Raw genomic sequence first — 23754 nt, forward strand, 5'->3', positions numbered from 1 at the left:
GGTGTGCGCCTGAAGGGGCATGCAGCGGGGTTGGTTCAAGTCTGTCTGATTCACGGGGTTCCCGTGACCTCTTCCACGGGTTCCTCGGCGCCCGCCGGCGGCGGCTCGACCGGCGGCTCCAAGAGCCCCGTTCGCAGTCCGCTGGTGAGGCGTTCTCCCAGTTCACCGGCGGTATCACGGGCCTGTTCCAGCCGCTGCCGAAACTCGTGCAGCTCGCGGAACGCCGCGCCGTAGCGGTGCTGTTCCGCCAGCGGCAGCAGCGGCACGCGCAACCGCCGAAAGTCCACGCGCAGGATCGTCGAGCCCTGTCCTGCCCGGCGCAGGTTGTCCTCATCGGCGAGGAAGCCGGCCAAGAACCACGCGTCGAGGTGGGCGGGGTCCGGACGCACCAGGTACAGCGGGTTCCCCAAGAGCGCACCGGCGTCGATCCCGGTGACCACCCGGATCTTGGAGGCCCCGCTCCTGGTCATAGCCGAAGGGATGAGCACGTCCCCTTCCTGGATCACCTGGTGTCCCGTGGTTTCCGGCTCCACCGGTTCGGCGAGGCGCTTGCTCGCCTCGCCACCACCGTTGACGTCGCCGGGGGTGAGCACCCTTGGCCCGGTGCCCTCATCCAGATCGACGACGGGTACAACCGGTGCCCGATAGACGGCCAGGGCCCCGGACCGGGACAGGTCGTCGAGGGTGGTCATCCGCCACTCCCCCGGCTCACGAGCGCCCCACCCGACACCGGGGACGGACGAACGTGTGTCCTCCAGGGTGCGCAGGAGTCTTCGTCTGACCTTGCCCACGCCCTTGTGCGCCTGGGCCGGACTCACCTCGGGGACGGTGGCGGGCAGGTGGCGCTGCGGGGTCAGGTCCACGCTGTCGTCCAGCAATTCGACCACGGGCACGGCCCGGCTGAACCCTGTCTCGTCCACCACCGTGTCGGGCCCGTCCAGGAACGTTCGCCAACTCCGACCCACTCGATCGCGTAGCTCGTCCCAGTCCGCGGGCCTGCGATCCTCTCCCCCACCACGATCGCTCTCGGTGTCGACGAAGAGCACCCGGTGCCGCTGCACGGCCTCCGTCTCCGGCTGTTCCAGCACCCACAGGTGCAACCCCACGTGCAGGGGCGCGGCCGCACCGATCGGCAGAGCGATGACGGCCGCCAGCGCTCCCCGCCGAAGCAGTTCCCGCCGGATGCGGCGGCCCGAGGGCCGGGAGGCGGCCGCAGGGGGCATGAGTACGACGTCGCGGCCGCCGGGGCGGGTGTGGGCCAGGCAGTGTTGGATCCAGGCGAGTTCGGATTCGGAGCGAGGTGGGACTCCGTAGGCCCATCGTTCGTCGTAGGCGAGTTCGTCGGCGCCCCAGTCACGTTGGTTGAAGGGCGGGTTGCACAGCACCGCGTCGAAGTGACGTCCGTCGAAGGCGTCTGCGGTGAGGGAGTCTCCTCCCATGACCCGCCCGGGGGCTCCGCTGGGCACCAGTCCGACCAGTGCCTGGGCCAGGCGCGCGCCGGCTTCCTCGATCTCCTGTCCGTACAGGCCCACCGCTCCGTCCTTCGATGCGGTGCGCAGCAGGGAGCCGGTGCCACAGGCGGGGTCGAAGACCTCGGCTCCGCGTACGTCGGCCAGGTCGACCATCAGGTGTGCCAGGGGGGCGGGGCTGAGGTGCGCCTTGCCGCCCAGGGCGCCCAGGTAGGCCTCGTGCAGGTGTCCGGACAGTTCCCGGGCGGCGTCCGGGGTGGTGGCCGCTCCTCGCACGGCTTCGGCCAGGTCGGTGCCTCCCTGGTGGTTGGCCACCCGATCCGCCGCCTTCTTCGTGGCCCGTCCCTGGGACAGGTGGAGCAACAGTTCCTGGACATCGGCGACGACCTCTCCCAGATCGCCCTCCTCGGCAGACGTCACCCGGATCCGCTCCCAGACCTGTTCGTGGGGGGCGCGTTCGGGCATGCGGTCGCTGCCGGCCAACCACCGTTCGACCTGAGCCAGGTCGAACAACGCCCGGTTTCCGTTGCCTCCCACGGGTTCGGGAAAGTCCCCATGGCGTTTGCGCCAGTTGCTGACCGTGGTCCGGCTCACCTGCGCGATGCGCGCGATGTCGGCCGCGGTGACAGTCGTGTTCTGCGCCATCGAAGCCTCCTTTCCTCGGTCGTGAACAGTACACCACAGCCTTACTCAGGTTGACAATGTTTTCAGGCAGTCCCTATGTTGATGGCATCGGCATCACCGCTCCATCCGACGACACACCCCCTGGAGTCCGGCCATGTCCTTGCCCCTTCCCCTGCCCTTCGAGCAGGAGGAACCGGAAGCCCACCCGCAGAAGGTCACACCACGGCAGTTGCTCGACATTCGCGAGGCCGAGTGGCGTCCGCACCTGGAGTCGGTCTCCCTCGTCTCCGAGGCGCCCTTCAACGCGAAGGAACTCGACCAGGCGGCTCGGGCGCTGGGGTCGATCTTCACCCGGGAACTCGACGTGTACGGGCGCTCGAACCTGCACCATTGGCCCGCCTGCCTGACGGCGGTCACAGTGGGGGTGGCCACCAGGCGCTACGCCCACGGCACCTTCTGGCCGGCGTTGTGGGAGAGCACGAAGGTCCCCAGTTCGCGTCGCAAGACCGAAGCCTGGGGCACCCGTTTCCTGCGCTCCCTGGAAATCCTGGGCGTGGACACCTTCCCCGGGATGAGCTACCCCTACGTGGATCCGATCCTGATGCACTCGGGGATCCCCACCTACTGCCTGGGTGACGTCTTCGACCTGCTGTTGCACCGGAGCGCGGTGGAACCCGGGTTGGACGCGTACGGGTTCCACCTGTGGGCCGTCTCCGGTCGTCACCGGCTCAGGGACCTGGACATGCCGGCCGACAGGTTCATCTCCTCCGGTGGTGACTACGCCCTGGAGACCATCGAGCGATGCATGCAACTGATGGATCTCCTGCGCGAGGACCCCGACGCCGCTCCTCGGGAGGTGGGGCTACCCCAGCGGTTCCACGCCCCGGCGGTAGCCGCGTTGGAGCGCGCGGCGGGTCGGGGCGCCCTCCCCCGACAACCGCTCTGGCAATCCGCCACGCCCCGCGCGGCCCGAGCACGTCTGCGTCTGGATCCCTTCGTCCACGGAATCCACGTCGTCCTGCCGGTTCTGGACGGCACCGACGACCTCGACGTCTCGTGGGAGGTCACCACCGACGAGGGCACCCACACCGTGCGTACCCGCCGTCGTTGGGGCGCGGCGGCCGAACCGACCGTGTTCGCGCTCGCCCGCCCCACCCGTTCGGTGAACGTCACCCCGCAGGGGCTCGGGGTACGCGAGCAACTGGACCTGATCGATCCGCTGGACCCGCTCCTGGTCTTCGACGACTCCGGTGCGTTGACCGGTACCGACGCGACGTTGTCGCCCGGGCCGGTGTGGGTGATGCATCCCGGCGACCACGTGCTCGAAAAATCCGAGACGGTGGAGGAACTGGGCGAGTCCGACGTGCCCTATGGCTGGGAGGGGTGGTCCCTGCGTCGGCTACAGCTGTACCGGGGCGACTCGATCCGGTTGGAAGGGGGTTCCCACCACCGTGCCCAGGGCCGGGAGCGACCCCGGTTGGAACTGCCCGAACCCGTTCCCGGCGCGACCACCCCGCTCGGGGCACCGGTGTACCCGCACCGGCCCTCCGTGGTCCTGCCCGAGGCGGAGGGCGTGTCGGTGGAGTGGTCGGTGGAGGTGCGGTCAGCGGAGGAGGGGCGCCTGATCTCTCGCGTACGGGCGGACTCCGGTGAGGACGTCGTCCTTCTGGCGGACCTGCGATCGCCCGTGGTGGGCTCCTACACCGTGAACGTTCGGGGCCCGCTCGGGCGTGGGTTGAGCCGGCAGATCACCATCGTCGAGGGGCTCGACGCCCGACACACACCACGTGTGCGCGTCATCGAACCAGGAGGGCTGGTGCCGGCCGAGACGCGTTTGGCGGCCGCCGACGGTGTCGAGGTCGAGCCCGCCCATCCGCGGTTCGGTCCTCGGGTGGTGGCCCGTCCCGTCACCGTGCGCGCCGGAACCTCGGTGGTGTCCCTACTGGTCGAGCCCCCGCACCTGCGTCTGCTCACCACCGGTGAGACGTCCCCGCAGTGGCGCGTCGAAGCCGCGCGGTTGGACTGTGAGTCCGTGTCGGATGCGGGTGACCTGCTCGTGCGGGTACCCGAGGGCGAACCGGGCCCCGGCCCGTTGCTCGCCTTGCAGGGCACGGACGTCGTCCAGCGGGTGGACGCGATCTCGGTACTCGGGGCGAACACGCACCGTTATCCCCTCGGGCAGCTCGTGGAGACGGCCGCCGCGCGGCGCCATCTGCGTCTGGTCGTGGGGCATGGCTCGACACCGATGCCCGTGGCCGTCGTGCGGCCCAGGAGGTTCGCGAGCGGCGCGGAGGTCCGCGACGGGGTGATCGAACTCGAAGGGTTCGCCGGTATCGACGACGTCAGCGCGGCCGTGTACCTGCGCGGCGCACCGTGGCGGGCACCGGTCGTACTACCCGTACCAGTGGACGGGCGCGTTCCCCTCCCCGATGAGCTGCGCGAGGCCGGGCCCATGCGGCTGCTGTTGGCCGTAGAGGACCCGTGGTCGGTCACCGACCATCCCCGTTGGCCCGGGAGCGACGACCCGAACGTGTTGGGCTGCCCGGCCCAGGGGCGACCCACCGGCTCCGACGAGGAGGAGGAAAGACTGTGCGCCGCCTTCGCCACCGGGGACGGCCTGGACTCCCTGCCGCTTTCGCGTGACAACGCCGTTCGCCTGTGGCGGGTGCTGGGGGCCTCCGACCTCCTGGCCCGCTCCGGTGTGCCCCCAGAGCGGATCATCGCCTGTGCCGACGCCTTGGGCAACACACCGCTGCCGGCGCTCATGGCCCACGGCGACTCCGAGCTGTCCGCCACCGAGAGCGTATGGGCACTGGTCACCGGAGGACTCGTCGCCTCTCCAGCGGGTGGGCGCGTGCCCGTGCGGCAGGCGGCGGAACTGTGGCACCGTCTGCCCGCAGCGGCCGCCCTGGCCACCAGCGACCTCATGCCCCTGATCGACGCCGAGGTCTCCGACCCCGACCACGCCGAGCTGATGGAACAGTTGGAACGGCGATGTGGTGGGATCGCCATGACCCTGCTTCGGGGGAAAGCGGACCCGGCCTCGGGCGCGGGCAGGTTCGACACCAACGCCGAGCACCTGGCCCGGATGTCACCGGACCAGGTCACCGCGATCTGGCAGGCGGCCCGGGTGGTCCCACGCGCCCTGCTGGACGAGGACTCACGCACCCAGGCCGCTCTGGGGCTGTTCAGCGCACGTGATCGACCCGCCATGCACCGGATACGCTCCGCCGCGCCCGACATCGCCGGGAGCGTCCTGCACCTGGCCAAACGCCTCGACCAGACCTACCGCCGTCCCGTCCTGGACCTGCTGGAACCACGCCACGCCCCGGGCGCCGCCCGCTGGCGCAACCTGCCCGCCGCGTCCCTGGCCCTGGCCCTGTCCGCACGGTTGGCCGCACGCGGCGTACCCGCCTTCGCCTCCCTGGCCCGTGGGCAACGCGCGGTCTGGGGGGACCTGGCCCGGCACGCTCCCGACCTCGTCCGCATCGACATCGTCTTGGCCGAACTGGCCCTCGCCGGGGCCGAACGCGCCCACTTCGCCAAGGAGCAGAACCGATGACCTCCCGATTCGACCCCATCGACGTGAGCGCACTGATCGGTGACGGCTACCGCCGTTACCTGGGCTCGCTGTTGCCGCTGCGAGACCCGGCCCTGGCGGACGCGCTCTCCGAGCAGATCTCCGACAGCCCCCTGCTGAGCAAGGGGCCGCTGTTGGAGGCCACCCCGGCCTACGAAACCGGTCGAACACCACGCGAACTGGTCGAGGAAGGTGTCCTCTCCCCCGGGTTCGCCTCACCCACCGGCCCGGCCGTCCATCTCGACCGACCGCTGTACAACCACCAGGAGGAGGCGATCCGCAAGGCCCGTCAGGGCCGCAACCTGGTGGTGGCGACCGGGACCGGGTCGGGGAAGACCGAGAGCTTCCTGTTGCCGATCCTCAACGAACTCCAGGCCGAGCACGAACGCGGCGAACTGGGCCCCGGGGTTCGAGCCATCCTGCTGTATCCGATGAACGCGCTGGCCAACGACCAGCTCAAACGACTGCGCGAGACGCTGTTGGCCACCAGCCCGCACATCACCTTCGGTCGCTACACCGGGGAGACCAAGGAGACCGAACAGCAGGCCCTGGATTCCTTCAGGGCCCTGCACCCGGGCCAGAACCCTCCGCACAACGAACTCCTCAGCCGGGAGCAGATGCGCAAGAGTCCGCCGCATCTACTGCTGACCAACTACGCGATGCTGGAGTACCTGCTGTTGCGCCCGGCGGACCTGGACCTGTTCGAGGGCGAGCACGCCGGGCACTGGAAGTTCATCGCCGTGGACGAAGCGCACGTCTACGACGGGGCCAAGGCCGCGGAACTGGCGATGCTGCTGCGCCGGCTGCGTGACCGCGTCGCCCGTGGTCAACAACTCCGGTGCATCGCCACCAGCGCGACCGTCGGCGACGACGCGAGCGCGGTCACCACCTTCGCCCAGCGTCTCTTCGACGCACCATTCGACTGGGATGACGGTGATCCCACCAGGCAGGACCTGATCCGTGCCACCCACCGGGACACCATGCCCCACTCCACGTGGGGTCCGCTGTCCGCGTTGGACTACCGCAACGTACGCGAGGACGACGACCCCGACCACGCCCTGCGAAGCGTCGCGGCCGAGCACGGAGCCGAGGCTCCTTCCTCCTTCACGCTCCTGGCCGGGGAACGTCGATTGCAACATCTGCGCGTGCTGTTGGCCCGTGGCGGCCCCAAACCTCTGGAGGAGCTGGCGGAGGAACTGTTCGGTGCCGTCCCCGAGACCGTCTCCGGGACCGAAGGGTTGACCGCCGCCGATCGAGTACGGGCTTTGGCGGACCTGGTCGCGTTGGCCAGCGCGTTCCGCGACACTGATGGCACACCGCTGCTGTCGGCCCGATACCACCTGTTCACCCGGGCCACCGACGGCGCGTTCGCCTGTCTGACCGATCAGGGACCGCACGTGTCGTTGGCCCGGCACGAGACCTGCGAGACCTGCTCGGCACCCAGCTTCGAGATCGGCTCCTGCAAAAGGTGCGGGGACCTGTACCTGGTGGGAAGCATCGAGGCGGAGGGGCGCGGGGCACGTCTTGTTCCACAGACCTCGCGGCAGAAGAAGCCCGACTGGTTGCACCTGGGCGGCACGCCGATCACCGTCGACGACGATGACGACACCCTGGAGCAGGCGAACAAACTCAACACCCGGAACGCCTACCTGTGCGTGGGCTGCGGGTCCCTGGTCGACTCGCCCTCCGGCGCGTGCGCGATCGAGTGTCCCGAGCGTTCCCTACGCGAAGTCCGACTGATCAAGACGCAGGGCGACCGTGCCGCCCGGTGTCTGAACTGTGGCGCGCTCGGCACCCACACCCTGCGCCGGTTCGAGAGTGGTAACGATGCCTCCGCCGCCGTCGTGGCCACCGCGCTGTACCAGGCCCTGCCCGAGGACACGAACGCACAGGTCGCCGATCAGCCCGGGGGCGGACGCAAGCTGCTGATGTTCAACGACAGCCGCCAGGCCGCGGCGTTCTTCGCGCCTTACCTGGAGACCAGCTACGGAACGTTCCAGCACCGGCGTCTCGTCCTGGAGGGCATGACCACGATCCACGACCCGGACGACGAGCTGCGAATCGACGACCTGATCGATGAGACCGCTCAAGCCGCCAAGCGCGCCGGGTTGTTCGGCCGCAAGGTGTCCAAGCGTCAGCGTGCGTCCAGGGTCGGGCCCTGGGTGATGAGTGAGTTGGTCAGTACCGACGACCGCCAGTCGTTGGAAGGGCGCGGCCTGCTCAGGGCGGACCTGACCCAACCCGAGGGGGTGTCTCTGCCTCCCGCGTTCACCGAGCGGCTCGGGCTGGACGAGGACGAGGTGTGGGACCTGTTCGGGGAGCTGGTGCGCACGTTGCGTCAACAGGGCGCCCTCAGCATGCCCGAGGGCGTGGCCGCCGACGACGAGGCGTTCATGCCCCGGCTCGGTCCGGTGTACGTGCGTCGAGATGGCGCTGACCGTGCGCGCAAGGTGATCAGTTGGGTGCCGACCTCGGGGCAGAACCGACGGCTCAACTACCTGGAAAGGGTTCTGAAGCGGCTGGGGGTCTCCGAGGATGACGTACCGGCGCGGAAGGTGCTGGAGAAGGTGTGGGACTTGCTCCGGGACATGCCCGAGGGTTGGTTCGTCCCGACGGACGACCGTGTGCTGGGAACGCTCTACCAGGTCGACCACGAGGGGCTGGAGGTGTCCCTGGTGACTCCGGAGAAGGCCCCCTACCAGTGCGACGCCTGTCGGCGTCTGCATCCGGTGTCGGTGCGCGGTGTGTGTCCGACCATGAACTGTCCCGGGACGCTGCGCCCCTACGACATCCCCGACGCCGACAAGGACACCGACCACTACCGGCACCTATACCGGACGCTCAACCCGGTCGCGTTGACCGCTCAGGAGCACACCGCGCAGTGGTCGGCGCGGGAGGCGGCCAACGTGCAGCAGGAATTCGTCACGGGCCGGGTGAACGCGCTGTCCTGCTCGACCACGTTCGAACTCGGCGTGGACGTGGGCGAGCTCCAGTCGGTGTTCATGCGCAACATGCCGCCCACCACGGCCAACTACGTACAGCGTGCGGGGCGGGCCGGACGGCGCTCGGACTCCGCGGCCTTGGTGGTCACCTACGCGCAACGTCGCTCCCACGACCTGTTCCGATACCAGGAACCCGAGAAGATGATCGCCGGAGAGGTGCGGGCGCCCTACGTGCCGCTCGCCAACATCCGGATCGACCGCCGGCACGCGCACTCGGTGGCGATGGCGGCGTTCTTCCGGTACTGGTTCCAGACCACCGGCGAGTCCTGGAACAAGGTGGGGGAGTTCTTCCTGTCCGGTGACGAGGACCGGCCGGCTCCCGCCACCCGGGTCGTCGACTTCCTCTCCCCCGTACCGGGCCACGTCACCGAGGCCCTGCTCAGGATCCTTCCCTTGGAGATCGCGCAGGAGATCGACGTGGCGGGAGGCGGTTGGGTCGGCGGGCTCACCGAGCTCTTGGAGAGGATCCGCCTGGAGGTGACCCAAGACGTCGAGGACTTCGAACGGCGCCGGGTGGAGGCCTTCGAGGCACGCAAGGACATGTTGGCGGAGCGGTTCGGTAAGACCATCAACACGGTGGTACGGCGCCCGCTCCTGGGTTTCCTCGCCACTCGCAACGTGCTGCCCAAGTACGGCTTCCCGGTGGACACCGTCGAACTGCGCACCCATCACTCGGGAGAGCCCGTCGGCAGGCGATTGGAACTGGCGCGGGACCGTAGTTCGGCCATCTACGAGTACGCCCCTGGAAGTTCCATCATCGCGGGCGGGAAGAAGTGGACCTCGGCGGGCATCTACCGGCTCCCCGGACGTGAACTGCACCCCCACCACTACCGGGTGTGCGCCGACTGTGGTTTCTACGACGAGTCCAAGGACCCGCTGGAAGGTGTGTGTCGCTCCTGCGGTGTGGCCGCCCGAGGAGGCAGGACCAAGTACATCGTTCCCGAGTTCGGCTTCGTCGCCAGCGCCAAGGTGCAACCCGCCGGGATGACGCCCCCGCAGCGTTCCTGGCATGGTTCCACCAACGTACTGCGGTTGGCGGCCGATCCCGAGAACCACATCTGGCCCCTGCCCGGCGGGGGCGAGGTCCTGTGTCAGGCGGGCAGCAGAGGTGAGTTGGTGGCGATCTCCGACGGCCCCGGAGGGCACGGTTTCCGGATCTGCGGCTGGTGTGGCTGGGGTACGGGGACGGCCACCGGCAAGACGCCCACCGAGCACGAGAATCCGTTGAAGGGGAATCGGTGCGAGGGTCCACTCGCCCACCTGTCCCTGGCCCATCGGTACGAGACCGACATCGTGGAGATCTCCTTCGGTGGCCGTCTGGACATCGGACGCGCCTCCGAACCGGTCCGATACTCCCTGTTGTACGCGCTGTTGGAGGGTGCCTCTTCGGTGTTGGACATCAGCCGTGACGACATCGATGGAGCGACCTTCCGAAGGACGGCGGGCACCATGGCCCTGGTGCTGTTCGACACGGTTCCCGGTGGTGCCGGCGGTGCCACCCGGATCGCCGCGAACTTCCCCGAGGTCATGAAGGCGGCCTTGGACCGGGTCACGGCGTGTGACTGCGGGGTGGAGACCTCCTGCTACAGCTGCCTGCGCAACTACCGCAACCAGTACTTCCACGATCGACTTCGTCGAGACGCGGCGTTGCACGCATTGGAGTCACTGCTGAACCGAGGCTGAAGGCCTGGGGCCGGGAGATTCCACTCCCGGCCCCGGGAGCCCGTTCCTCAGGCGACCACCAGTGCGACCGTGAGTTGGGCGACCGCCGCGAATCCGGAGATGATCGTAGCCGCGGCGACCACGGCGGGAAGCGCCCTCTTCCAACTGGCGAGGGTCTTGGCCCGAAGTTCCCCCCACCCCTCCCTGACCACCATGAGTTTGGCCGTTTGCCATCTGTGTTGCTCGATATGGCATCCCGGCAGCAGGCCCGGGGAGTTGTTCCGGCAACGTGTCTTCGCACCCCGATTCCACGCACCGCACGGCAGCGGCATCTGGAAGAAGGTGTAGAAAACCCCCACCGTCGCGGCGATGGCCATCCACATCGGACCCACTTCCGGCAGAAACCACCCAAAAAACGCAAAGAGAATAAATGCTATTCCCCAGTAGCGCAACGGGCTGCGCGCTTTCTTCTTGACCATGACAGCAATCCTCGGCTGAATCTTTCGACCAAGGCAAGAGCTCATCCGTTTTCCATTGTGACCGATGCAGGACAGGCAGGACACGCATGAAATCATCGAGTCGAGGAAAGGCAAAGCCCCCGCTTATACGGAGAAACCGAGAAGCATGACACGAGGGCCGGAACCAGAGGCTCCTTACCATGGAATCCACCTCCGACCCCCTTTTCCCATGGGCCACATCAGTCACCCTTCGCCTTGCCCTTCGTGACCGTTAGTGGACACGTAAGGTTTCCCGAGAAAGGCCAGAGGGAAAAAGGGGTGCGAACGCCGGTGCGAACCCACGAGGTGAAGCGGTGCCCATCTCCCCCGGGCCGTCCCCATCCGCCGAACACGCCCCACACGACCCGCTCGCTTCCGTACGCGGAAGAATCCTGCTCCACGTCAAAAGTATCTCCCGCGCTCCCTTGGAAAGAATTCCCGCCGATAGCGGTGGAGTGGTGTTCTCCGGAAAGGACGCACGGAAGAACGCGCAGGATTTCGTCTCGGCCACGGGCAGTGGTCATCCCGTGGTGCTGGATCCCTCAGCCTATGAGAGTTCCTACGCCACAGCGGAAGAACCGTTCACCCTCGAATCGCAGCGGTACCTGGACACGTGGCGGACCGGGCTGGGCGCGACCCTGGAGACCCTGGTGTCCGGCCCGGCGAACCTGGTTCTGACGCCCACGCGCTACCTGAGGTGTGACGCCGAAGGAGCACGCGCCTTGGAGGAGGCCGTCCGGCGGGTGAACACGGTGGACCTGCCGGACGTGGTCTTCGCGGTGCCGGTCGACGCCGGCTGGCTCACAGACCGACGAGAACACCTCGTCTCCTGTCTACGACGAGTGAACCGTGTCCCCACTGCGTTGCTCCTCGGGGCGAAAGGCAATCCCCTGGAGTCGGAAAGCCGGGCGAAGGGGCTACGGGAGGTCCTCAAGGCCTGCCCGGGCACCGGACTACTCAGGACCGACCTTGCGGCACTGGACGCTATGGTGCACGGCGCCGCGTTCGCCTCCATCGGTGACACCGCCTCCGTCCGCCACGCGGTTCCCCCGGGGCGACAGGGTGGGCCACCGAACTCGGATTCCAGCCCCAACCTCATCCTGCCCGAGCTGATGGGTTACTTCCGCGGTTCTACCCTCGCGGAGCATCTGAGGAATTCCCCGTACTGCCTCTGCGATCCCTGCACCGAATGGGGAGAAGCCCGGGCCAATGGTGAAGCGGGCAGGCTCCCCTCTGGCTTCCAGGACTCGTCCGACACCCCGGACGCACATGCGCATAACATGGCGATCTGGTCGCGTTGGTGGCGTGAGCTGAGTTCGGAGTCCTCCGTCAACGCCATGAAGACACGGTGGCGTGGCATGTGCGAGCGGGCCTACAACGAATACGGATGGCACAACCGAGTGATCTCTCCCAGGAAGGCCGTGTTCAAGGTGCCGCCATCACTGCGTTACTGGGGTGGTGGGCGAGGATGAGGCTTCGCGCTCGGCCACGACCCGATGGACGTGTTCTGCCAGACGCCAGTGAAGCGCCGCCACGATTTCGGGAACATCGGTAGGGGCGTTCACCAAGACCTTCACGTTCTCGCCATCACACTCCGCGAGGCCCACACCGTAGAAGTCCGCCTCCCAACACGCCCGGTCACGGTCCTCGTTCAGGGGTGGGCATACCGCCATTCGTGGGACAACCCGGCCGAGAACACAGGCTCTGTCCAGCGCTTCGGCCCAGGTGTCGCCTCTGGAGAGAAGCGCTTCCAGGCGCACCGGTGGGTCCACCAGTCTCGACACTCGTCCGTTCTCACGCGCCCTGGTCCACGTGGGCAGCGCGGGAAGAATGCGTTGCTCCCGCTCGGTCAGTCCTTCCACCGACACCCACTCCCCCAACGGGAGAGCCTGGAGCAGTTGATAGACGCCCAGACGAGAGCCGAGCGTCCGGCCGCCGCCCTCGCGAAGTCGGCGCTGCGCTTCAACGGGGCGATACACCGCGGTGACCGGTCTACCTCGCAGGAACATGTCCACGGCTCGTGCGTCTTGGAAGCCGATGAGAGCCCGAATGGTTCGGAGTTGGATTTCCACACCACAGATGCTGGCAGAGAGTCGAGGAATCCGGCAGCGGAACTTCTCCATCTGTGGACCGTGACACCGCCGCCCCGCCGCCCGGGGTGGGCGGCGGGGCGGGGTGGGGGTCAGCGGGCGCGGAGGACCACCAGGTTGCAGGTGATGTTCTCCTTGACGTGGTAGACGCTCTGCGGTGTGGACTCCTCCAGGTGGGCGAGGCCGGCCTCTTCGATGGCCTCGACCTTGGCTTTGTAGCCGGAGGGTTCCCAGATGCGGTCCAGGACGGTGACGACGATGGGCGCGCCGGGGCGCGCGACGCGCACGAGTTCGTCGAAGGCTTCGGGGCCCACGTGGCCTTCGGTGAGGGTGCCCACGCAGATGACCGCGTCGTAGGCGTCGTCCTCGGCGGGCAGGCGCTGCGTGAGGTCGGCCTTGGCGAGGTCGCGGTAGAGGCCCTTGGCCCGGGCCTTGTCGAGCATGGCGGTGGAGAGGTCGAAGCCGTCGATGACCTCGAAGCCGTGGCCGGACAGGGCAGCGCCGACCAGGCCGGTGCCGCAGCCCGCGTCGAGGATCTCGGCCTCGGGTCGGTCGGCCAGCAGCGAGCGAAGGCGTTCGGCGGCGAGGGTGGGCGCGGCGTAACCCATGCCCTCGGTGGTGTCGTGTTCGTAGGTGGCGGCCCACTCGTCGTAGGCGCTCTCGGCCTCTTGGGGGTTCTTCAGGGCGTACACACGGTCCAGGATCCGGCGGTGCTCACTCATGGATCGGCCTCCCTCGTCTGATGAAAAGGACATCAAGCCTTATTGCGACCATATAGGGCAAGGGTTTTCGGAGTGCGTGGTGGTGAGGGCCACAGCGACGGTCGTCGGTGGACCGTGACGTTCGCCGAACAGGGGGAAGATGCCCTCCATGACGGACATCTCCCCAGAGGATGAGACGAAGGCGAACCGCGGCCCCCGAGAGTGGCGACTGGTGTGGCGCCACCGGCACGCGGTGATCCTCGCCTTGGTCGTGGCCCTGATGGTGGGCGCGTGGGTGGCGCAGAGCGCGGCGCGTCCGATGTTGTGGGTGGCGGGCGCGTTGGTGGGCGCGTTCCTGGTCTGGTGGATACGCGGGCGGTGGCTTCGGGCGAGGGAACGCCGGGCCCTGGAAAGGGTCGATCTGTCCGAGGTCGACCTGATGACGGGCGTGGAGTTCGAGGAGCACGTCGCCATGCTGATGCGGGTGAGCGGCTACACGGCGGTGACAGTGGTGGGCGGCGCCGACGACGGCGGGGCGGACGTGGTGGGACGCGCTCCGGACGGCCGGGAGGTCGTGGTGCAGTGCAAGCGGTGGAACCACGCGGTGCCGCCCAACGACGTGCGTGCGTTCATCGGTGTACTGCACAGCGGTTACGAGGGCTACGAGGGGGTCTTCGTGTCCTCGTCCGGTTTCACCGAGGCCGCCGCGACGCAGGGCGAGGGGCACATGGTGTTGGTGGATCGGGACGCCCTGGCTCGGTGGATGAGCGGCGTGGAGGCGCCGGAGCCGCTGTCGGGCGGATGAGGGCCCGCGCCGGAACGCGGGCCGGGGGCGTGTTTTCGCAGTTCAGGGTCGGGTTCTGGGTTTTTGGAAGTTTCCTGTCCTAAACCCTTGGGATACCGGGCCCGCGGGTTGCTTGGGATTCTCGGGGTAGTTCCCGCCCCTTCCTGGTGAGCCAATGGGGGACGGGACGTGTGGGGCTCCCGGGGTTCGGGGGCTCCACGGGCCCCGATCGCGGCGGGGCCGATCCGGTCCGTAGAGCCCCGAGTGTCTCCGGCAGACTCCCGAGTTGGTACCCCCGTCAGTCACTGACGGGGGTCAGCGGGCTGTCCGGGCCCACCTGGGGGTCAGGTGGGCATGGGTCTTCTGGGTTTCATGCTCTCTCCCGGGTTCAGTGGCGGCAGTGCGGGGGTTTGCGGGGTCGGGGGATGCGCGGGTGGACGCCCGGGCAGGTGGCCGGGGCGGTGAGGCCGGGCGGGGTCGGGAGGGTCGCCCAAGTGATGGTGCGTTCGACCAACACGACGGGGGTGGACAGCAGCGTGAACAACAGGAGCCCGGAGCACGGGGCGAAGAGACGGAATCGCTCGAACATGTGCCCAGACTGGCAGGGGAAGGGTGAGCGCATGGCTACTTCGCGTGATCGTCCCGTGTCCGGTTGAGGTCAGGGGTCGGGCGTGTGTCGTGGCGGACGCGGGGGTAGGACCTCCTACTTCAGCCGAAGACCTCCATGAGCACCACGATCAGACCGATGACCAGCATCGCCGCGAAGATGAAGTAGCAGCCCACGTTTCCGGTCGCACCCGGGTCGCGGGTGGGGCCGCGATGGATTTCAGTGCGCCCCTTGCCGGGCTTGCGCTTGCTCTTCTTCTTGCCCACCTTGGTTCTTTCCGTTCCTGGTCGGGGGACGATCGGAGCCAGAGCCTGGCATGAGGGCCCGAGATCGGGCAAGCGACGAGGTCAGGCGTGTTCGGGTTCGGTCGGCTCGTCGGTGTCCTTGGGTTCCTTGCGCGCCCAGTAGGTGGCCACCAGCGCGCCGGACAGGTTGTGCCAGACCGAGAACAGGGCGCCGGGCAGGGCGGCGAGCGGCTCGAAGTGGGTGGCGCCCAGGGTCGCGGCGAGCCCGGAGTTCTGCATGCCCACCTCCACGCTCAGGGCGCGGCGGGAGGTGTCGGGCAGCTTGCCGAGCGCGCCCACGAGGTAGCCCAGTCCCAGGCCCAGGGTGTTGTGCAGGATGACCGCCAGGCCCAGGAGGAGTCCGGTGCTCAGGACCGCGTCGGCGTTGGCGCCCACGATGCCGGCGACGACGAACACGATGCCGGTGACCGACACCAGTGGCAGTACCGGCAGGACCTTGGACACGGCGCGGTCGGCGAAGGTGCGCAGCAGTAGGCCGGCCACCACCGGGAGTAGGACGACCTGGAGGATGGAGACGAACATGTCGGCGATGGACACGTCCAGGGTGGATCCGGCCAGGGCCAGCACCACGAGCGGGGTGACGAACGGCGCGAGCATGGTGGAGATCGACGTCATGGCCACGGACAGGGCGACGTTGCCGCGGGCCAGGTAGACGATGACGTTGGAGGCGGTCCCGCCGGGGGACGCCCCCACCAGGATCATGCCGATCACCAGTTGTGGCGGCAGGTTCAGCAGGTGGGCGATGCCCCAGCCCAGCAGCGGCATGATCGTGTACTGGGCGAGTACACCGAGCACGACGGCTCGCGGGTGTTTGGCGACGATGGCGAAGTCGGCCGGGCGCATCGTCAGCCCCATGCCGAACATGATGACGCCGAGCAGCAGGGACACGTGCGGGGCGATGAGGGAGGCCTGGGCCGGTGCGGCCAGGCCCACCACGGCCCCCAGCAGGACCAGGAGCGCGAACCACCTGCCGACGAAGTCGGCGACCCGCTTGATGATCGTCATCGTGTACTTCTTCCCACGTGGTGTCCGGAGGGCTTCCTTCCGGCCGGCAGCACGTTACTCCCCTGGTGATGGGCGTGGAAGCACCAGGGTCGGTCGGAGCGTGCCCGGCCTCATGTGGCGGCCTCCGCCTCGGCCAGGAGGGTTCCGGCGGTGGAGCGGGGCACGTGTCGGGTCGGGGTGATGCCGAGCAGTTCCGCGGCGAGTTCCTCGTTGCCGGCGAACCCGGCGTCGGCGTCCAGGGTCTGTTCTCCGTCCCAGAGCATGAGCAGTGCGGAGACGGTGCCGCTCGCCTTGTCGTGGTGCATGTCGTAGTGCGCGGCCATGGGGACGCTGTCGTAGTGCACCCACAGGTCGTGGCCGGTCATGAACATGTCGAGGTCGAAGGTGACGGTAAGGCCCATGAGTTCGGGTTTGTAGCGGTCGTCGATGCCGGCGAAGGCCTCGTCGAGGGCGACCACGCGCGGGCAGGTGGGGGTGGCCGAGGTGTAGAGGGCGTTGGCGGCGGCGAACAGGGGCAGGTGGATGGCGGCGGACTTCTCGCCGCCGGACATCTGTTCGTGCTTGTTCTTGGTGAGGGTGACCTCGTCCTTGCCGGGTACGGCCAGGCGCAGCTCGAACCGGTACCAGGTGCGGTAGTCCAGTACGGCGGACAGCACCTGTTTGTGGCCGGCCCGGGGATGGGCGGCGTGGTAGTCGCGGATCATCTGGCGCAGGACGCCGCGCAGCTCTCCCAGTCCGCGGGGGCCGAGGCCGTCACCGTCGCGGCCGACCAGTTCGGCGGCCTTGCGCTGGTGATCGCCGAGTCCGTCGGAGCGGGACCAGCGGATGCCCACCCGGGTACCCGACGACATGGGGCGGGCGCGGGTGTCGCGGTCCATGGCGCGCACCAGTTGTTTGGCGGTGCGGACGCGTTCGTGGATCTGTTGGGCGATGCCCCCGAGCAGTTCGTCCTCCAGGAGTCCCTGTTCCTCCTCGCGCAGGAGCGCGCCCTGTTCCTGTACGCGTGCGGCCACGGCGCGAGTGAAGGCGGAGACGGGGGTGCGTCCGTTCTCGTCGTTGACGTGGACGGTGACCAGGCCGCTGGCGCCGACCTCGTGGTCGACCCGGTAGCCCTCGGCGTCACCGCCGAGCGCTTCCTGGAAGGTGCGCAGGGCCTGGGACATGCGGGTTCCGGCGCTCTTGAGCTCGCCGTCGGTGACCTTGGCGGTGCCGACGCGTTCGGTGAAGGCGTCCATCAACGCGGCGGCGTCGCCGGGCAGGGTGTCACGGACCGAGTCGACCTCGCCGGTGAGCAGGCGTTCGGCCGCCTTCTCGGGTGCCGGCCACTGGTCGGGGGCGGGCCACGTGCGAGAGGTGTCCACGTCCAGGACCGCGCGCACGGCGGGTCGGGTGAGCGCGGAGAGGGCGGCGGTGTGTTCGAGGAGTGTGGCCAGGGCGTCGGTCAGCGACCGGCCACCGCTGTCGCGCAGTGTTTCGGATCGAACGGCCAGGTCGTGGGCGTCGGAGGCCTCCTTCTCGGCGTCGCGGTGTCGTTCGCCGACCTCGCGCAGTTCGGACTCGGTGTGTTCGAGCCGGTCGAGGAGTTCGCGGGCCGGGGCGTCGATGGCGGCCTCCAGCGTGGCCAGTTCGGCCGTCTCGCGTTCGTGGTCGGCCCGGCCTCGGTCGAGTTCGGCGCGGTCGCCTTGGAGGGCTTCGGTGAGCCGGGTGACGGTGTCGCGGCGTTCGTCGAGGTCGCGGGTGTACTCAGCGATGTCGGCGCGGGCGCCGTGCAGGGCGCGGGCGGTCTCGGCGAAGGCGTCGAGCGCGGCGGCGACGGCGTCGACGTCCTCGGCACGAGTGGGCATGGCGCGTTCGGCGGCCACGGCGCGGACCTTGCGGCGTTCGGCCTCCACCTGGGCGATGGCGGCGTCGAGTTCACGGCGGGCCTCGGCGCGGCCTCCGCGCACGGAGGCCAGGAGGGTGGAGTGGTGTTCGAGGGCGCGCACGGCCTTGGCGACGTCGGTGGCCTCGGGCAGGTCGACGCGGGCGTGGGCGAAGTCCTGGAGTCGTTCGCCGGCCCGGAGGAGCCGGTCGTCGAGTTCGGCGCACTCGCGGGTGAGTTCGCCGATGCGAGTGTCGCAGGCGGAGAGGCGTTCACCGCGCCGTTGGGCGCGGTTGGTGGCCCCGATGAACTCGGCGACGGGCTTGGGGTGGGCGCCGACCAGTGGCCCCAGGCGGAAGCGGGCTCGGGTGTCCACGCCGACCGTGGCATCTTCGTCGGTGAGGGGGAGGGCGGCCAGGACGGCGGCGATGACGTCGGTGGGTACGTGTTCCTGGGTCTCGGGGACCAGGACGTCGGCCAGGGTCGGACCGGTCGGGGCCGCGCCGGTGGGCAGCAGGTGGGCGTCGGCCTCGGTCGCGTCCAGGGCCTGCCGGGTGAGGTCGGGGTCGGGGTGGATCCAGGCGGTGAGCAGCCCGGCGGCGTGCAGGGCGCCCTCGATGGCGGCGCCCTGTTCGGCGGGCAGGTCCTCGCGGAAGCGGACCAGCCGCCACAGCGGTGCGCCGGGCCGATCGGTGCGGGGTGCGGGGCGCAGCGGGTCGGCGGGTGGGGCGTCGTCGCGTTCGGCGGCCACGTGGTCGCGTTCGCGCCTGGCCTCGAAGAGTGCACGACCCAGGCTCTCGCGCTCGGCCTCCAGGGTGTGCACGTGGGCGGCCGTCTCCAGCCGGTGTTCGTGCACCTGTTCGTCGAAGACCTGGGCGAGGGTGGGGGTGCCGGGTTCGCCGTAGGTGTCCAGGGCGGCGCGCAGGGTCTGGGGGCCCTCCGTTCCGGTGACGTCCCAGCGCCGTGCCCAGGCGTCCAGGTCGCCGGCGACCGCTCGGCGACGTTCGGCGAGGTGGTGTTCGGCCGCTTCGCAGGCGCTCTCGTGTTCGCCGAGGGTCTGTTCGGAGCGGGAGGCGGCCGTCTCGGCGCGGCGGCGGCCCTCCTCGGCGCGTTCCTGGTCGCGGAGGCGTTCGCGGACTGCTCGGACGTCGTCGAGGCGGGCGCTCGCCCGGGCCTTGGCGGTCTCTGGCAGGTCGTCGCCGGTGTCGACCTCTCCCTCGGCGTCGTGGACGATACCGGAGCGTTCGGCGGCGCCGACGAGTTCGACGCGCAGTTCCTCGGCACGGGCGAGTTCGCGGTCGAGGCGGTCGGAGACGCGGCCCGCCTCACCGCTCAGGCGGGTGATCTCCTCCTCCTGGCCGCGCACCCGGCTCTGTTGGGTGGCGATGCGGCGGGCGCGTTCCTCTTGGCCGGACCTTCGGACCTGGAGGGCCTGCTGGTCGCGGAGGGTGTCGTGCTGTCGTAGGGCGTCGCGTTCGGCGGTCAGCTCGGCGGAGCGCTTGCCCAGTTCCTCGGACCTGGCGCGGGCCCGGTCGCGGTCGGTGGAGGCCCGCAGGAGTTCTTCCGCGGCGTCGGCGACGGTGCGGGCGTGGGCGTCGGCCTGTTCGGTGGCGGTCTCGACCCGCAGCAGTCGATGGCGCGCGTTGAGGGCCAGGTAGTCGGAGTAGACGTCGCCGAAGGCTCGGGCGGCCTCGTGGGAGGCGTTGGCTGCGGCGAAGCGGCTCTGGACGGCGGAGAGGTTGGCGAAGTCGCGGGCCGCCTGGTCGACGAGGGTCTCGTCGAGGGGGCTCAGGCCACCGGTGAGGGTGTGCGAGACCTTCTCGGGGTCCAGGTCCTTGGCCAGCAGGGGGCGGCGCAGGGCCAGCAGCAGGTCCAGGAGTTGGACGTAGCGGTCGCCCAGTCCGAACAGGCGGGCGTCCACGGCGCGGCGGTAGTCGGCGGCGCTGTTGTGGTGGGCGTCCTCGCCCAGGGCGGTCTTGAGCTGGCGTTCGGTGAGGGGGCGGTCGTCGGTGGACAGCAGCCCGAAGTCCACGCCCAGGCGTTGGTCGGTGACGAAGAAGGAGGGGGTGACGCCGTCGCGGTGGCGGTGGGCGCGCAGACCGATGATCAGGGTGACGGTCTCGGTGTCCCCGCCCTCCGCCTCCGCGTGCTCGGTCTCGTCGCGTTCGCGGGCGAACTCCATCCACACGTAGCCGTAGGCGGACTCGTCGCCCCGGTAGAGCAGGTTGGACTTCATGGTGCGGTTCTGGCCGCTGAAGGGGTCGAGCCGGCGGGCGTCGGTGTAGCCGTCCAGGATGAAGGGGAACAGGACCTCCAGCGCCTTGGTCTTGCCCGAACCGTTGTGTCCGCGCAGCACCAGACGCCCGTCGGCGAAGACGAACTCCTCGTCGAGGTAGTCCCAGATGTTGACGATCCCCGCCCGCTCGGGTCGGAAACGGTCGCTCCTGCGGATCATGGTGCGGTGTCCTCGGTTCCTGGTTCGGGCATGGTCTCGGCGATGGGTTCGGCCGTCGGTTCGATGGGGCCGAAGGGCAGCAGGCCGGTGTCGGGGCGTTCGGGCAGTGCCCCGCGGATGTTGCGGTAGCGCAGCGCGGCCGGGGTGACCAGGACCCCGCCCGGGACCGGACGCACCAGCGACAAGGCGGACAGCAGGTCCAGCGCCGCGTCGAGCAGACCGTGGGGGTCGCGCTGCCAGGCGACGGTGAAGGAGGCGGCGCCGAACTCCTCGAACAGGTCGGCGACCATCTCCTCCAGGCGTTCGCGCTCCACCAGGGGCGCCGGGGCGGGTTCGCCCGGGTGTGGCGGGTCCTCGGAGCGGTCCCAGGCGAGTTCGGCCACGACCGCGTCCCGCGGCACCCCGGAGTCGACCCGACCGACCAGGTCGACCTGCTCGTGCAGCGGCCCGGGCGCCGGCAGGTGGGTCAGGGCGGCCCACGACTCCTCGAAGTGGTCGGCGATCTGGGCCAGGAGCAGACCGGACGCGCGGGTCACCGCCCCTCCCCTGCCGGGGAAGGCGCGGTCGGTGAAGGTTCCGGTGGGGTCGGCCAGCAGCACGCCCTCGGCGCGGCGTTCGGGTTGGAGGCCGGTCAGGCGCGCCACCTCCGTGACCAGGCCCTTGGTGCGCAGGGCGGCGGCGACCTCGGGTTCGACGTCGGAGTAGTAGACCACCGGGTACTCCACCAGCAGGCGGCGGGCGCGCCGGGCCACGCGTTCGGGGGCGGCGTCCGGGCCGAGGGGGTCGTCGAGGAGCCCGGCGGCGCTGTGCAGGTGCTGGACCGGCCGGCTGGGACGGAAGAGGATCTCGCAGATCTCATGATCGATGTCGAACAGGGCGTCGGCGTGTTCGCCACCACGCGCCCAGGCCTCCACCGAACCGTCGGACAGGTGCAGGGCGCCGCGTTCCAGCAGCCAGTGGGCCACGTCGACCAGCGCGGCCTTGTGGGTGGAGTCGGTGGGGTCGTAGCCCAGGCCCTGGATGTCGTTGGCCGAGGGGGTGAAGCGGCGGACCAGGTCACCCAGGCTGATCTCGACCTGCGAGCGTTGGAAGGAGGCCAGGACCAGGCACAGGTAGGCCAGGCGTCGACGGTCGAAGGGTTTGCCCTTGCGCGCGAAGACCTGGCGCTGGGTGGGGTCGAGCAGGTCGAGTTCGCGTACCAGCCGCACGTGGTCGGTGGTGGCGATGAGCCGGTAGCCGAACAGGACGCGCAGGTCCTCGGCCATCTGGTCGGCCCAGAACAGGACCTGGTCGAGCACGCCGGGACGCGGCCGGACGGCGGTGATGACGTCGCAGGTCAGGACTCTGCGCACGGCCTGTTGGTAGGTACCCAGGTCCACGTCCGGAACGCGCGGGCGGGTGGCCTTGGCCATCACTTCCCCCTCCTGGTGGCGAGTTCGAGGCGGAACCCGGGCAAGTGGAGGTCGCCCTGGACGGTGCGCACGGTGGCGCCCTGGTCGCTGGGCACGAGCCGCACGAGGGTTCCGGCGTCGTCTCCGGTGGCCGAACTCAGGCGTCCGGCGACCACGGACCGGGATTCCAGGGCCTTGGTGACCAGGCGCAGCAGGACGCGGGTATCGCTGTCGTCCAGGACGCGCTCGTGCGCGCCGTCCTCGACCAGGCGTCGCGCGGAGGCGCGTTCGGTCTCGCGGTCCTCGCGTTGGCGGCGGCGCAGTTCGGTGCGGGCACCCCGGTCCCGGCGGACCGGTTTGGGCACGCCCGGGGTGGGCGAGCGGTCGTTGCGGAACAGGGTGACCGAGACCTCCACCCCGGCGGCGTCGTGCCAGGAGTCGGAGGGGGAGAACTCGTCGCCGTCCTCGTGGGCCACGCCCAGGTGGCGGGCGGAGCGGGTGTTGAAGGCGGCGCCCATGAGGGCGTGGGCGGCGCCGTCGTCGGGGGTGTCGAACACCCAGGCGGCCAGGTGGCGCAGTTGGGTGGAGCGGTTGACGCCGCCGCGTTGGGCCTCGGTGATCTGGCGCAGGAGCGCGACCACACCGGAGACGGCCGAGCGGGTGGCCTGCCCGAGTTCGGCGGCCCGGGTGGGCGTCCCGCCCTCGGTGGCGAACCAGGCGCGCAGGGCCCGCCAGCGGCGGTGCCAGTCCTCCAGGCGTTCGGAACGGTCCATGAACAGGCGTTCGTCGGCGTCGGCGGCGCGGGAGAGCAGGGTGGTCAGGCCGGTGGCCTCGACCTCGTGGACGGCCTGGTCCAGACGGGGCAGGTAGCGGTCCAGTTCGGCCATGAAGTCGGACATGTGGACGAGCAGGGCGTTCTTGTGGCGCAGGAAGACCTCGGGCGAGGCCTCCGTGGAGCGCAGGATCTCCCCCAGGGTGACGTGGAACTGGGCGGAGCGGCGCCCCATGTCCTCCATGACCGAGTCCAGGCGGGACAGGCGACGGTAGACGTCCTCGACACGGCCGGTGCGGTTGGCCTCTGACAGGGCACCGAGGTCCTCCAGCACGTCGGAGAAGACCAGGCGGGACAGGTTGACGTCCTCCACGCGCGCGCCCAGGACCCCTTCGACGGCCCGGTAGGCGCGGTAGCCGAGTTCGCTGAACTGGTAGACGGACTGGCGGTTGCGGTAGCCGGCCAGGCTGCCGGCGCGGGAGGCGTCGTCGAACCGGTGCACGACGCCGTCGGTGGCGAGTTCGTCGAGACGGCGGCGCAGACCGGGGGCGTCCATGACGGGGGCGTCGGGGTGGTGCGCGGCGAGCTCGCGCAGGGTCGACTCGACCTCGTGCGCGCCGACCTGGACCTGGTGGACCTCGCGGCGCCGGTCCACGGCGCGCAGGACCCACAGGTAGGTGACGTGGTCGTCGCGCCGGGTGAAGTTGAACAGGCGGAAGCGGTCGCTGACGGCGAGCGCGTCCAGATCCAGCGCCGCGCGTTCGACCACAGCTTCCACCCCCGTGTCTCGTGGCTCGCGGTCCGCACCCCCGTGTGCGAACACCACGCCTGGGCCATTGTGGCAGTGCGCGGGGACGGTCCGGTCCCGCGTCCTTGGGGCCCGCCCCGGAAATGTCGGCGCCCCGTGCGAGGATGTGCCCCGCTATGTCTGCCACCCTTGTCCCCACCC

The 23754-nt window shown here is 69.6% G+C and carries 14 protein-coding genes; 4 read left to right on the forward strand and 10 right to left on the reverse strand.

The window, feature by feature from the left end; translation table 11 throughout:
* Positions 1-50: 50 nt before the first annotated feature.
* On the reverse strand, positions 51-2114 hold the full coding sequence (locus tag ABZ717_RS10170) for an N-6 DNA methylase (protein WP_358507933.1): 2064 nt from the start codon (positions 2112-2114) through the stop codon (positions 51-53).
* 133 nt (positions 2115-2247) lie between these two features.
* On the opposite strand from ABZ717_RS10170, the gene ABZ717_RS10175 reads away from it, so the two are divergent.
* Both ABZ717_RS10175 and ABZ717_RS10180 read left to right on the forward strand, forming a co-directional pair.
* Positions 2248-5655, forward strand: coding sequence for a hypothetical protein (locus tag ABZ717_RS10175; RefSeq protein WP_358507935.1), 3408 nt, complete (start codon positions 2248-2250; stop codon positions 5653-5655).
* Positions 5652-10358, forward strand: a complete 4707-nt coding sequence (locus tag ABZ717_RS10180; RefSeq protein WP_358507937.1) for a DEAD/DEAH box helicase — start codon at positions 5652-5654, stop codon at positions 10356-10358. The genes ABZ717_RS10175 and ABZ717_RS10180 overlap by 4 nt, the downstream gene beginning before the upstream one ends.
* 47 nt (positions 10359-10405) lie before the next feature.
* Here ABZ717_RS10180 and ABZ717_RS10185 read toward each other — a convergent pair whose 3' ends face one another.
* Positions 10406-10816 carry a hypothetical protein gene (locus ABZ717_RS10185; protein WP_358507939.1) on the reverse strand — a complete coding sequence of 137 codons (411 nt, stop codon included), beginning with the start codon at positions 10814-10816 and terminating at the stop codon, positions 10406-10408.
* Positions 10817-11364: 548 nt separating this feature from the next.
* Between ABZ717_RS10185 and ABZ717_RS10190 the strand changes: the two genes are divergently transcribed.
* Positions 11365-12306, forward strand: coding sequence for a hypothetical protein (locus tag ABZ717_RS10190; protein ID WP_358507941.1), 942 nt, complete (start codon positions 11365-11367; stop codon positions 12304-12306).
* Here the strand turns inward: ABZ717_RS10190 and ABZ717_RS10195 are convergent.
* Together ABZ717_RS10195 and ABZ717_RS10200 are read right to left on the reverse strand one after the other, a co-directional pair.
* Entirely contained in the window at positions 12274-12957 is a 684-nt protein-coding gene (locus ABZ717_RS10195; RefSeq protein ID WP_358507943.1) for a hypothetical protein, read from the reverse strand. The two genes, ABZ717_RS10190 and ABZ717_RS10195, sit on opposite strands and share 33 nt — an antisense overlap.
* A gap of 59 nt (positions 12958-13016) precedes the next feature.
* Complete coding sequence (locus ABZ717_RS10200) at positions 13017-13646, reverse strand: methyltransferase domain-containing protein (protein WP_358507945.1); 630 nt, start codon at positions 13644-13646, stop codon at positions 13017-13019.
* Positions 13647-13794: 148 nt separating this feature from the next.
* Between ABZ717_RS10200 and ABZ717_RS10205 the strand changes: the two genes are divergently transcribed.
* Positions 13795-14430 carry a restriction endonuclease gene (locus ABZ717_RS10205; protein ID WP_358507947.1) on the forward strand — a complete coding sequence of 212 codons (636 nt, stop codon included), beginning with the start codon at positions 13795-13797 and terminating at the stop codon, positions 14428-14430.
* A gap of 367 nt (positions 14431-14797) precedes the next feature.
* Here ABZ717_RS10205 and ABZ717_RS10210 read toward each other — a convergent pair whose 3' ends face one another.
* From ABZ717_RS10210 to ABZ717_RS10235, 6 genes are all read right to left on the reverse strand, one after another.
* Positions 14798-14998 carry a hypothetical protein gene (locus ABZ717_RS10210; protein ID WP_358507949.1) on the reverse strand — a complete coding sequence of 67 codons (201 nt, stop codon included), beginning with the start codon at positions 14996-14998 and terminating at the stop codon, positions 14798-14800.
* 119 nt (positions 14999-15117) lie between these two features.
* Positions 15118-15282 carry a hypothetical protein gene (locus ABZ717_RS10215; protein WP_358507951.1) on the reverse strand — a complete coding sequence of 55 codons (165 nt, stop codon included), beginning with the start codon at positions 15280-15282 and terminating at the stop codon, positions 15118-15120.
* 81 nt (positions 15283-15363) lie between these two features.
* Positions 15364-16326 carry a bile acid:sodium symporter family protein gene (locus ABZ717_RS10220; RefSeq protein ID WP_358507952.1) on the reverse strand — a complete coding sequence of 321 codons (963 nt, stop codon included), beginning with the start codon at positions 16324-16326 and terminating at the stop codon, positions 15364-15366.
* Positions 16327-16436: 110 nt separating this feature from the next.
* Positions 16437-20642: a TIGR02680 family protein gene (locus tag ABZ717_RS10225; protein WP_358507953.1), complete on the reverse strand. Its 4206-nt coding sequence runs from the start codon at positions 20640-20642 to the stop codon at positions 16437-16439.
* Complete coding sequence (locus ABZ717_RS10230; protein ID WP_358507955.1) at positions 20639-22054, reverse strand: DUF2398 family protein; 1416 nt, start codon at positions 22052-22054, stop codon at positions 20639-20641. The genes ABZ717_RS10225 and ABZ717_RS10230 overlap by 4 nt, the downstream gene beginning before the upstream one ends.
* On the reverse strand, positions 22054-23574 hold the full coding sequence (locus ABZ717_RS10235) for a TIGR02677 family protein (RefSeq protein ID WP_358507957.1): 1521 nt from the start codon (positions 23572-23574) through the stop codon (positions 22054-22056). The genes ABZ717_RS10230 and ABZ717_RS10235 overlap by 1 nt, the downstream gene beginning before the upstream one ends.
* Positions 23575-23754 lie beyond the last annotated feature (180 nt).

Origin of the sequence: Nocardiopsis sp. NPDC006832 (assembly GCF_040635885.1) — a bacterium.
Taxonomy (GTDB): Bacteria; Actinomycetota; Actinomycetes; order Streptosporangiales; family Streptosporangiaceae; genus Nocardiopsis.

Bases quoted from the DNA above. Each gene is read 5' to 3' on its own strand.
- ABZ717_RS10220 (WP_358507952.1), bottom strand. From the start codon at position 16,326: ATGACGATCATCAAGCGGGTCGCCGACTTCGTCGGCAGGTGGTTCGCG.
- ABZ717_RS10180 (WP_358507937.1), top strand. From the start codon at position 5,652: ATGACCTCCCGATTCGACCCCATCGACGTGAGCGCACTGATCGGTGAC.
- ABZ717_RS10170 (WP_358507933.1), bottom strand. From the start codon at position 2,114: ATGGCGCAGAACACGACTGTCACCGCGGCCGACATCGCGCGCATCGCG.
- ABZ717_RS10175 (WP_358507935.1), top strand. From the start codon at position 2,248: ATGTCCTTGCCCCTTCCCCTGCCCTTCGAGCAGGAGGAACCGGAAGCC.
- ABZ717_RS10205 (WP_358507947.1), top strand. From the start codon at position 13,795: ATGACGGACATCTCCCCAGAGGATGAGACGAAGGCGAACCGCGGCCCC.
- ABZ717_RS10185 (WP_358507939.1), bottom strand. From the start codon at position 10,816: ATGGTCAAGAAGAAAGCGCGCAGCCCGTTGCGCTACTGGGGAATAGCA.
- ABZ717_RS10210 (WP_358507949.1), bottom strand. From the start codon at position 14,998: ATGTTCGAGCGATTCCGTCTCTTCGCCCCGTGCTCCGGGCTCCTGTTG.
- ABZ717_RS10200 (WP_358507945.1), bottom strand. From the start codon at position 13,646: ATGAGTGAGCACCGCCGGATCCTGGACCGTGTGTACGCCCTGAAGAAC.
- ABZ717_RS10225 (WP_358507953.1), bottom strand. From the start codon at position 20,642: ATGATCCGCAGGAGCGACCGTTTCCGACCCGAGCGGGCGGGGATCGTC.
- ABZ717_RS10195 (WP_358507943.1), bottom strand. From the start codon at position 12,957: ATGGAGAAGTTCCGCTGCCGGATTCCTCGACTCTCTGCCAGCATCTGT.
- ABZ717_RS10230 (WP_358507955.1), bottom strand. From the start codon at position 22,054: ATGGCCAAGGCCACCCGCCCGCGCGTTCCGGACGTGGACCTGGGTACC.